Origin of the sequence: uncultured Intestinibacter sp., assembly GCF_902468165.1 — a bacterium.
In the GTDB taxonomy this organism is placed as follows: Bacteria; Bacillota; Clostridia; order Peptostreptococcales; family Peptostreptococcaceae; genus Intestinibacter.
On record NZ_CABQXJ010000033.1, the window covers coordinates 17,322 to 28,654 of the forward strand.

Below are 11,333 nucleotides of genomic sequence, written 5' to 3' on the forward strand. Positions count from 1 at the left end.
TTTAATTTAAACGACAATGAAGGGGGTATGTCATTTGAATAAAAAACTATCTAAAGAGGCATATGGTGGAGTTGCAGGAAAAGACTACGTGCCATATATCACAGATAAATCGAAACTTGGAGGAAATATTGCTGTATTAATTATAGGGATTATATTTGCTGCTGTATTCGCAGCTTCTACAGCTTATTCAGGAATGAAAGCAGGACTTACTGTTGCCGCTGGTATTCCAGGTGCAATTTTAGGTTCAGCATTTGTTGCAATGTTTGCAAAACACAAAGGAATCCTTGGTAGAAACTTAGTTCAAGGTATGGCTAGTGGTGGTGAATCTGTCGCTAGTGGTCTTATATTTGTACTACCTTCTGTTATACTAATAGGTAGTGAATTTACTTTCTTAGAAGGTGTAGCAGTTGGTATAGGTGGAGTTCTATTCGGTATAGGTGCAGCTTCACTTGTTTATAACTATTTAATAATTGATCAACATGGTCATCTTATGTATCCTGAAGCTATGGCTATATCTGAAACTCTTGTAGCATCAGAAAATGCTGGCGGAGATTCAATGAAATTCATGGGAATAGGATTTGGTATAGGTGGTGTATTAAACACACTTTCAAGTTCATTCTTAAACTTAACAAACAATGTTATGTCTTTTGCAGGAAAATCATTCTACAAATGGAAATTCGACTTAGAAGTTAATCCACTTTTACTAGGAATTGGATTTATAGTAGGTATGGATGTTTCTTTAACTATGTTTGCTGGTTCAATATTATCAGCATTTGGTATAACTCCTTTACTTGCTTATTTTGCTGAAATGGCACATGATGGAGCTATGGTATGGAATAATCCTTCACTTGCAATAAACCAAATGGCTGTTAGTGATATTGCTGGTTCTTATGTTAAATATATAGGTGCTGGTATGATGTTATGTGGTGGTATAATAGGTGCAGTAAAACTTATACCTACTATAATAGCTTCAGTAAAAGAAACTATGAATGCAAAATCATCTTCAGAAGATGGTGAAGGTTCTTCATCTTACTTAATAATATTATTAGCTGGTACTGTTATAGGACTTATTGCCTCATTTATAATATCTGAAAGCATAGTAATGACTATAGTTGGAGCTATTTTATCATTTATACTATCTTTATTATTTGTTATAGTTGCTGGTAGATTAACAGGAACTATTGGTACTTCTAACCTACCTGTATCAGGTATGACAATAGCTTCATTAGTTATAACTACTGTAGTATTTGTTTCTATGGGATGGACTTCTCAAGCAGACAACAAATCTCTACTTTTATTCGGTTCATTCATAGTTGTTGCTATAGCAATAGCTGGAGGATACTGTCAATCACAAAAGGTAACATTTGTTGTTGGTGGTAATAAAAATGAAATGCAACGTTACTTTACAATATCTGCTATAGTTGGTGTTATAGTTGTTGTTGCTGTTATGGTTTTATTAACTGAACAATTACAAATAACTGGAGATAATCCTCCATTTGCTTTACCACAAGCTAACTTAATGTCTACACTTACATCTGGTATAATGTCAGGAAATCTTCCATGGGTTATGATAATAGTTGGTGTATTTATGGCAATAGTACTACACTTCTTAAATCTATCTATAATGACAGTTGCTATCGGATTCTACTTACCAATTTCAACTACTTCTATAATATTAGTAGGTGCTTTAGTTCGTGAATTTATCGAAAGAAGTACTAAAAATGAAGTAGAAAAAGAAGTAAAAGTTAGTAATGGTATAAGTTTATCTTCAGGACTTGTTGCTGGTGGTTCTATACTTGGGCTTATCGGTGTAATCTGTCAAGTAACTGGTTTAGTTGGAGGAAATGGTCCTAGTGGATTTGCTGCAGGAAATGGTATGGCTGTTGTATTATTAGTTATACTAGTAGTATTAACTGCTCTTCCTATACTAAATTCAAAAGTTAAGGGTCATAAAAATGAATAATGAAGACTCGTTAAATGTAGTATTTAAAATTTCAAATAGTATAGACTATGAGGTTAAGGATAAGATTGTAACAATATTAGAAAAACAAAATCATCCTATACAAAATTTTTTTAGAAAATTAAAATTTAGAATTCCTCTTTATAAAAAAATTAAACTTGATGAATATGGCAGCTTCATTTTTTTACAAATAGATGGGAAAAAAACAGTTGAAGAAATAGGCGAAAACTTGGAGTCAGAGTATGGAGATGCTACTCATCCTCTTTATGAAAGACTTACAATGTATTTAAACCATATACATGTTAATTGTAATTATATCGAGAGAATTAATTAAATAAAATAATATTAATAAAAGGAGTATTTAATTTAGATAAAATCTATTTTAAATACTCCTTTTATTAATATTATTTTTCTATTTTAAATATATTATTTACTTCTTACCTGTTATCAACTTTTACTAGAGTTAGTATAAGCTTAACCCTGAAGCTTTTTCCAATCATCAGCATAAGAGTCTAAAATTCTTTTTAAAACAACTCCTATTTCCGAATAAGCTTCATCATATAGATTTGCAAGTGATATTCTAATAGACCATTCAGGACCTGCAAATCCACCTCCTCCAAGTAGAACTATGGATGATTTTTGAGCTAAATCAAATAAAATATCAACTGGTTTATAATTTGCTTTTAAGTATTCTACAAACTCTTCTCCATAACATTTCTTACATAATCTCAGTAAATCTATTTGTGTATAGTAAGATGCATCATTTTCATTTTCATTTATTCCTATATCAAGTGAATCAAATAATAATTTTTTACGAGTCTTACAAATATTTATAGTTTTATCTTTATAATTATTTTCTTTATCTATAAGAGTAAATGCAGAGAAAAATGCCATTTGTACCTGTTGTGGTGTAGAAAGTCCTGCAGTATGATTTAATGAAACTTGTCTACTATCAGCAACTATTCTATCTATAAAAGGAACATTTTCCGGAACTGGATTAAGATCTGCATATCTTCTCATAGTTCTTTTTCTTGTAGAATATGGTAACTCTTTTATTAATTTATCAAAAACATTATTTTCATGAAGGGCTATAGTTCCTAATCTCCATCCTGTAACTCCAAAATATTTAGAATAAGAATATACTCCTATCGTATTGTATGGTAAATCAGCCATCAAAGATCTAAATCCATGTATAAAAGTTCCATAAACATCATCAGAAATTATCATTAAATCTTTATTTTTAGTTTTTACTATATCTACAATTTTTGAAATAGATTTTTGTGATATAGCTACAGATGGTGGGTTGCTAGGATTTACAACAAATAATGCTTTTATATCTGGGTTACTTAGCTTTTCTAATTCTTTATTGCTACATTGCCAAGTATGTTCATCATTTTCATCGATTTCATCTGCATTTATATAAACCACTTCAAATTCATATCTTGGAAGATGTGGTATTTCTAAATATGGAGTGAATACTGGTGTCATAATAGCTATTTTATCTCCTTTTAAAAGAAGGTTATTTGCTATTAATGAATCAAATATATAACACATTGCAGCAGTTGCACCTTCAACTGCAAACACATTAAATTCTCCTCCTTTTTCCACATCATATTTCATTTCTCTTTTTAAATATTCTTTTACTATTTTTTCTATGTGAATTAACATTCTATCTGGAAATGGATAATTATCCCCTATAATTGCATCTGTCAATTCATGCAGAAATTCATCTTTATCAAAATTCAATTCTTCTATACCATAATCTATTATTGCTTTTAATGTATCTATTCCTGGCATAAATTTATTATTCTCAACATAGGTGCAGAACCTTTTGTATATCCCTGTTTTTTTAGGCATACCAGTCAAATCACCATCATCCCAAGTATACCTACTTTCTGTTATTGCAAATTGTCCAAAAGTAAAAAATGCTTCCCTTGGAGTTGATGCTATCCAGTTTGGATTCCCACGACCTGCATCAAGTAAAGTACGTGTACTCTTTCTATTTGATAAAGTTGCCAATTCTATTAATTTATTTTTAAACTCAAATGGACTTATTTTTCCGTATATATTTTCTAGTTCAAGTCTGCTTATATTTTTCATTACAAATTTCCTCCTATGATTATAAACTTATATTTATAAAAACGCTTCTGTAAATTAACCCCATTCACTTTTTAGATATAACATATAAGGTATTTTAAGTAAAGTATTTTATTTAATAAAGTTGTGCATCGTTATCAACCTTATTAAATAAAGTTTATATATATTTTTATTTTGTTTAACACGCAGTAATTTAATCAAATAAATTCATATTTTATTTTTTTTAATTAAATTATAATTATTCATAAAAAAGTTAATATCTATGTTTAATACGTAATTATCATCTATCAAAAAATCTACATATTTAAGATTCTTTAGAGTAAAGATTTCTTTATTTCCTCTTCTAGAAAATTTATACTAATTTTAAATATTTTTTTAAAAAATGGTAAATAATAAAGATGTAATAATTTACATTTAGGAGAGTGAATTTATATGTGGAACAAAATAGCATTGGTTTTAGTTATAATTGGTGCCCTTAACTGGGGTTGTGTAGCACTTTTTGCAACTGATGTAGTTGGCTTTATATTTGGAGGTACTTATTCTGTTTTCAGCAGAATAATATTTGGATTAGTCGGATTAGCTGGTATTTTCTTAATTCCAACATTATTTTCAAATAAAAACACCGACTAAATATAAAATCTAAAAATAAAAAGAGAGCTTAAGTAAAATTACTTAAACTCCCTTTTTGTTTTATCTAAATCTCTGGGTTTACTGGTAATATTATTACAAATGTACTACCTTTTCCAAGTTCACTTTCTACATAAATTTTACCTTTATGTAATTTTATAATTTGACTTGTGATAGTTAATCCTAAGCCACTTCCTGATTTCACAGGCTCGCTATCTTCAACTTGACTAAATCTATCGAATATACTTTTGTGGAATTTCTTATCTATACCTGTACCAGTATCTATAACGCTTATTTTTACCTTATCATCTAAATCTTCAATATCTACTGTTATACTTCCTCCTTCAGGAGTAAATTTAGCAGCATTACTTACTAAGTTTATTATACATCTTTCAAGTTCATACGGATCGCAATTAATCATTTTTTCCTCAATTTGAGGGTCAATTATAAGGTCAATTCCTTTTGAAGTTATATAATCTTTTAATGTTAGAGCTGTTTCTTCAACTAAATATACTATGTCTATTTCTTTTAAAGTTATTTGATACATATCATTTTGTAATTTACTACTATCTAATATATTGTTTATTAAGTTTAATAGTCTCTTACAATTTCGCTGAGATATATCAACATAATAGTTTAATTTTTCTCCGTCAATTATTGAATTTTTACTTAATCCTTTTAATAATTGATTTGTACTACTCATAACATTTAAAGGTGTTCTTAATTCGTGAGATAAATTAATAAAGTAACTATTTTTATTTCTCTCTAATTTTAAGTTTTTATTATGAAGAATTGTATTTTTCTCCATTTCTTCTTCTAAATCTTTTGTTCTTTCTTTAACTAATCTGTCTAGTTTTTTAACTTCATATTTAGATTTTATAACGAATAATATTGCAATAAGTATATATATAAATATCGCAAGAGAACTTCTCCAGAAAGGAGGTTTTATTGTAAATGTAACGCTACTTGCTTCACTTTTGTTTCCACCCGTATCTATAACTCTTACTTCAAAAGTATATTTTCCTGGTGATAATTCATTGAATGTAACATAGTTGTTTTTTATTGTGAATACTTGTCCACTAGCACCAATTAATTTATACTCATACATCAAGTTTTTATTGCCTGAGTATATAGGTGTGAAGAATTTAATATTTATATTGTCAGTATGACTACTAAACTTCTTGCCATCTATGTTAGAGTATTCTTTATGGTCGATATTAAAACCATCAAATAAAACTTTTGTACCGCTATTCATTTTATTTATGTCTTGAGGATAAAATGCATTTAATCCATTTATACCTCCAAAGAATAGCTCTCCACTTTCACTTTTAAATGATGTATTACCATTAAACTCATTACTTTGAAGACCATCTGTTACACTTAAGTTTTCAATTTTACCTGTTTCTGGGTTTAGTTTACTAATACCTTTATTTGTACTTGCCCATATATTATCATCATTATCAACTAGTATCCCATAAATTGTATTATTAGCTATACCATCTTGCGCAGTATATCTTTCAAAGGTTTCTGTTTTTGGATCAAACTTATTTATACCATAACTAGTACCAATCCATACATTCCCTTTGCTGTCTCCGTTTATATATCTAACACGGTCACTACTTATAGACGATTTATCCTTTTTATCATGTTTAAAATATTTAATTGTTTTTTCTTTTCTATTTATATAACATAAACCATCATCTCGTAATAATCCTAAATAATAATTTCCGTAGATATCTTGATACATATGTTTTATATATTTATTATCACTTATGTAGTCAGTCATATCTATAATTTCATCAGTTTCAATATTTATTAAACTAAGTCCATTTATTGTTCCTACCCATAAATAACCTTTATCATCGACCATGATATCTTTTACTGCATCATTTACTAAACCATCTAATGTAGAGTAGTTTTTCATTGTTGATGTTTTCTTATCTATTTTTAAAACACCACCATCAGTCGCAATAAATATAAAGTCTTTGTATCCAGTTATGTCATTTATCATATCAGACTGAATTATATTATTATTTTCAGTACTTATACTTGTAGAGGTATTGTTTTTTCTGTCGATAATACTTATACCTTTTAACTTTGAACCTACCCAAAGATATCCGTCGCTATCTTCATATACTCCATGAACCATATTTTCATTTAATAAGTAGTCATCATCTTCACCAGCTTTGTAGTGTTTAATACTGCTATTTGTATCAAATATACTTATTCCAGAATATGTTCCAATCCACATAATCCCTTCTTTATCTTGAATTATAGATTTTATATTGTCATATACTAAACTATTTTTGTCATAAATTTTATTTTTATAAATATCGAAATTATCTTCTTTTTCATTGTAATAAGCTAATCCACCATCTGTACCAATCCATAGGTCTCCATTTTTATCTCTTAATGTTTCCCCAATTTGGTTTGATGGTAAAGATTTATCATCATTTGGATCATTTTTATATTGCTTAATTTCATTAGTTTTTGTATTTAATTTAAATACACCTGAATTTGCAGTACCTATCCATACAAGGTCCCGTTTATCATCACAATACATATTATAAACTGAATCTTCAACTAATGAGTTTTCCTCTTCTTCTCCACCATATGTCTCTAGTATTTTAAAATCTTTAGATATCTTGTGAACACCTAAATCAGTTCCTAACCATATATTCCCGTGTTTATCCTCATCTAATGAATATGTCATGTTAGTCATTAATCCATTATCTTCATCTAAAACAACTTCAAAGCAATCCTTTTCTTCATTATAAATACTTAATCCTTCATAAGTTGCAACTATCATTTTATTATCTTGAGTTTTTATTACTTCAGAAGTACTGTCAGTTTTTATTTTACCGTTTTCTTCTGTATAATTTTTAATTTCATCTGTATCAGGATTTATTTTATTCATCCCTTGAACAGTAGCTACCCATATATAACCATCATCATCTTCTGTTATATCAGTTATACCATTATGGCTTATACTATTTTTTCCTTCCTCATAGTTATATATTTTATACTCATATCCATTGTATCTATTTAAACCATCACTTGTACCAATCCATATATATCCCTTACTATCTTGGAATATTATCTCTGCTGTAGATTGACTTATACCTTGTTCAATATTCAGATTATTGAATGTAATATTCTTATTACTTGCATATGATTCCAATAGACATGAGTTGAATATTATTATACTTAATAAAAATAATATAATACCTTTTTTAACAAATGTCTTTATACCCATATTATTTCCTTTCTTATTACTATAAATTTATTATGAATAACAATATATTACTATACATCGCCAAATTTTTCAATATTCTACATTTATCGACAAAAAATTTATTATATACCATTTAATCTATCTCAAACCATTTTTAGAAATTAAATCTAATATACGTTATTATAACTTATTTTAAATTTAAGTTTTAAATATATAAAAAACCATACAACCTTTTATATCGATTGTATGGTTTAATTTATATATTTTGCTAATCAATAGAATCACTATTTAATTTTTCATAAAATTTGTCTTTTGGTATTCTGATAAAATAATGTTCATTTTTATTTCTTTTAAATGTTATGCTTTCACCATTGTCATCAGTCGTTATGATAGCTTGAGTTTTATTACTATCATTTTCAATTTCAATTTCTATAGAATTTTTCATTGATTTAATTATATTATAAGATGCATTTTCTTTAGAATTATCTGAGTAATATATATCTATATCATTTTTCCAACCAATTCTCAATAATATATCATCTTCACTAGATCTACATTCCCAATAACCTTCAACATCATCTATTTGCAGTGTTTGTTTAGATGATGCTTGTGAATCTTCTAAGGTATTATCAGAAGACTTTTCTTTTAATTTACTACATCCAACCGACATAATTGTTATTAGCAATAAAATAATTAATTTCCTCATAAGTTTGGTTAACTCCATTTTATAACTTATTCAACACCTTTATATAAATGTCCTAATGTTGTGTCCATATCTTCAAAAACTTCAAGTGATTTTGCATCAGCTACAAAATCATTTTCTATTACATCTATAAATGATTCTGTTATTTTTTCTATTAATTCTGGTGTTTCATGTGTAAAATCAAGTCTGAATATATTTATTCCTGCTTCTGAAAGTTCATCTAAATTATTTATTAAGCAATTTGCACTTGAGTTATATATAGTACTTCTGCAGAATATATCTTGTGATACTCTGTACTCTTCGCCTTTAAAGTCTCTAAGTACATATTTACTTTCTTTACAGTTAGCACATCTTTTGTCTTTTTTACAGCTTCTTGCTACAACACCCATTGGACAATATTCACTTAACATCATTGGAATATATCCATATGCCACTGTTTCAATTTCAAGGTCTGTATATTGTGTAGTTTCTTTTATTTCGTGTAGATTTAATTCTTGTGATATACAGACAGTTTCTGCTCCTTCTTTTTTGTAGTGATTTATTGTTTCACTGTTGAATGGATTTAAATAATAATCTACATCAAATTTTACACTTTCACTATTTTCTTTATAATACTTAACTTGACCTAATGCTGAAATTTGAACATGGTCTTTGCAATATTCATCTGATTTTTCTAATCTTTTATATTCTCTATTTCTGACGATTCTAGGCGCACTATAAATTAATTTTTTATTATTTGCATTGGCCATTGTCATTGCTTGTTCTATAGTGCTTACATCTTCATAATAAATCATATCTATATCTAAGTTTAAGATTGATTTTAGAGCTTCTATATTATTTACTTTTACTCTTATTTTTGACTTATTGTCTGCATTTCTAGAATATATTTTAGGTGAATATTTTATATCGTTGTCTTTATACATTCTTCCCTTAACTGATATTCTCGCATTATCTAATAACTCAATTGCTTCTCTACGCATTTGATTTATTAAACTTATAGGCATACTTACACCCTCATCTAAGTTTATTTTTAATTGGTCAATTTCATAAGGTGTATTACCTAGTTTTTTAATTTGAGTTTCTATTTTTTCTTCACTTAAAGCTACTTTTAAAGCTTTTTCTACTAATTTATCACCTTGAACAGTTACTATATTTTCATTTTTATCTATTAATCTAAGTTCTGGATAACTGTCTAATTTAATAGATATTTCAGCATCAATTAGACTTTTAGCAAATTCTTTATCTTGTGTATAAGTTTTTTGAGCTCTATCAATTAAATCAGTATCTGAAGTTTTGAAAACTAGTTGATTCTTTTTAGCTTCTCCTATAAAGTCAAGTTCTATTGTTTCTCCTTTATAACCTATTTGAGTAATATCTTTTCCTTTTATTATTCTTCCGATAGTTCCTCCACCTAAGTTGATTCCATCACCTTTTTTAAGAGTTCCTTCTAGTTTTATTTTTAGTCTTTTCGCTTTTTTATTGTAATCTACTACTTTACCAACATAAAGACCTTGGTTGTTTGGCACATTGCTATTCATAACTTCCTCGCCAACTTCACCTAAAATAAGACCTTTTGTGAATTTTCTGTTGAATATAGTATATAAATCTTCCATTGTTTCGTCTGATATATTTACTTTTTTAGTAGTTTCATACTCATCAATAGCATCTCTATAACTTTTTATAACTGTAGCTACATATTCTGGCTTTTTCATTCTACCTTCAATTTTTAAAGATAAAACTCCAGTATCAATTATTTTATCAATTTCTTCAATTGTATTTAAATCTTTTGTACTTAATAGATAGTCTCCATTGTTGTGTATTTCTTCTCCTGTAGATATATCTATCATTGTGTATTTTTGTCTACAAGGTTGAGCACATCTTCCTCTATTTCCTGAGCGGTTTCCGATCATACTACTCATTAAACATCCACCAGAGTAACATACACATAATGCTCCATGAACAAATATTTCTATATCTACATTTGCATTATCACAAATATATTTTATTTCTTCTACTGTAAGCTCTCTCGCTAAAACTACTCTTTTAAATCCGATACTTTCTAAATATTGAACATCTTCAAGTGAGTGAGCAACCATTTGAGTACTTGCATGAAGTTCGAAATCTGGAAGTAACTCATGTATAAGCATTGCTGCTCCAATATCCTGCATTATAATAGCATCTACATCTATGTCATATAAAAATTTAGCATACTCTACAAAGTCTTCAAGCTCATTTTGTTTTATTAATGTATTTGTAGTAACAAAAACTCTTACGTCTCTTATATGAGCATATTTAACTGCTTCTTTTAGCTCTTCTCTATCAAAATTGTTTGCTGAAGCCCTAGCACTAAAATCTTTTCCACCTAGATATACAGCGTTGGCTCCATTTTGTACAGCTGCTTTTAAAGAATCAAATGAACCAACGGGTGCTAATAATTCTATTTCTTTCATAAATTTCTCTCCTATTTATCTATACTTATTTTTATAATTTACAAATATTAAAATTTACATACGATTACTATTATATCATCTTAAGTCAAAAAAAATATAGTTATGTATTTATTATTAGATTAAGATGATTTTCAAATTAATATAATACCAAGTTTTTTATAATATTAAACAGAAAATTCACTTCGTTCATGGCGCCAACGACTTCGTCCGTTGCTTAAAATTCACTTCGTTCATGGCGCCAACGAATCAAAGATTCCGTTG

Annotated in this window: 7 protein-coding genes; 3 read left to right on the plus strand and 4 right to left on the minus strand. The window is 27.9% G+C overall.

Going from position 1 to position 11,333, the window contains the following annotated elements; genetic code table 11:
* Positions 1-34: 34 nt before the first annotated feature.
* Together RDX53_RS07560 and RDX53_RS07565 are read left to right on the plus strand one after the other, a co-directional pair.
* On the plus strand, positions 35-1,963 hold the full coding sequence (locus tag RDX53_RS07560; protein ID WP_195931644.1) for an OPT family oligopeptide transporter: 1,929 nt from the start codon (positions 35-37) through the stop codon (positions 1,961-1,963).
* The gene (locus RDX53_RS07565) at positions 1,956-2,294 is read left to right on the plus strand and encodes a PqqD family protein (protein ID WP_022071063.1); all 339 of its coding nucleotides are present in this window, start codon (positions 1,956-1,958) and stop codon (positions 2,292-2,294) included. The genes RDX53_RS07560 and RDX53_RS07565 overlap by 8 nt, the downstream gene beginning before the upstream one ends.
* A 140-nt stretch (positions 2,295-2,434) precedes the next feature.
* Here RDX53_RS07565 and aspD read toward each other — a convergent pair whose 3' ends face one another.
* On the minus strand, positions 2,435-4,060 hold the full coding sequence (gene aspD, locus RDX53_RS07570) for an aspartate 4-decarboxylase (protein WP_307993913.1): 1,626 nt from the start codon (positions 4,058-4,060) through the stop codon (positions 2,435-2,437).
* A gap of 429 nt (positions 4,061-4,489) precedes the next feature.
* Here aspD and RDX53_RS07575 point away from each other — a divergent pair, with 429 nt between their 5' ends.
* Complete coding sequence (locus RDX53_RS07575) at positions 4,490-4,687, plus strand: DUF378 domain-containing protein (protein WP_022071061.1); 198 nt, start codon at positions 4,490-4,492, stop codon at positions 4,685-4,687.
* A gap of 64 nt (positions 4,688-4,751) precedes the next feature.
* Here the strand turns inward: RDX53_RS07575 and RDX53_RS07580 are convergent, their stop codons facing one another.
* The 3 genes from RDX53_RS07580 to RDX53_RS07590 form a co-directional block, all read right to left on the minus strand.
* Positions 4,752-7,940, minus strand: a complete 3,189-nt coding sequence (locus RDX53_RS07580) for a two-component regulator propeller domain-containing protein (protein WP_195930193.1) — start codon at positions 7,938-7,940, stop codon at positions 4,752-4,754.
* A gap of 247 nt (positions 7,941-8,187) precedes the next feature.
* Entirely contained in the window at positions 8,188-8,625 is a 438-nt protein-coding gene (locus RDX53_RS07585; RefSeq protein ID WP_195930194.1) for a hypothetical protein, read from the minus strand.
* Between the two features lie 26 nt (positions 8,626-8,651).
* Positions 8,652-11,072, minus strand: coding sequence for a DUF3656 domain-containing protein (locus tag RDX53_RS07590; protein ID WP_195930195.1), 2,421 nt, complete (start codon positions 11,070-11,072; stop codon positions 8,652-8,654).
* Positions 11,073-11,333 lie beyond the last annotated feature (261 nt).

Bases quoted from the DNA above. Each gene is read 5' to 3' on its own strand.
- RDX53_RS07590 (WP_195930195.1), bottom strand. From the start codon at position 11,072: ATGAAAGAAATAGAATTATTAGCACCCGTTGGTTCATTTGATTCTTTA.
- RDX53_RS07585 (WP_195930194.1), bottom strand. From the start codon at position 8,625: ATGAGGAAATTAATTATTTTATTGCTAATAACAATTATGTCGGTTGGA.
- RDX53_RS07580 (WP_195930193.1), bottom strand. From the start codon at position 7,940: ATGGGTATAAAGACATTTGTTAAAAAAGGTATTATATTATTTTTATTA.
- RDX53_RS07565 (WP_022071063.1), top strand. From the start codon at position 1,956: ATGAATAATGAAGACTCGTTAAATGTAGTATTTAAAATTTCAAATAGT.
- RDX53_RS07575 (WP_022071061.1), top strand. From the start codon at position 4,490: ATGTGGAACAAAATAGCATTGGTTTTAGTTATAATTGGTGCCCTTAAC.
- aspD (WP_307993913.1), bottom strand. From the start codon at position 4,060: ATGAAAAATATAAGCAGACTTGAACTAGAAAATATATACGGAAAAATA.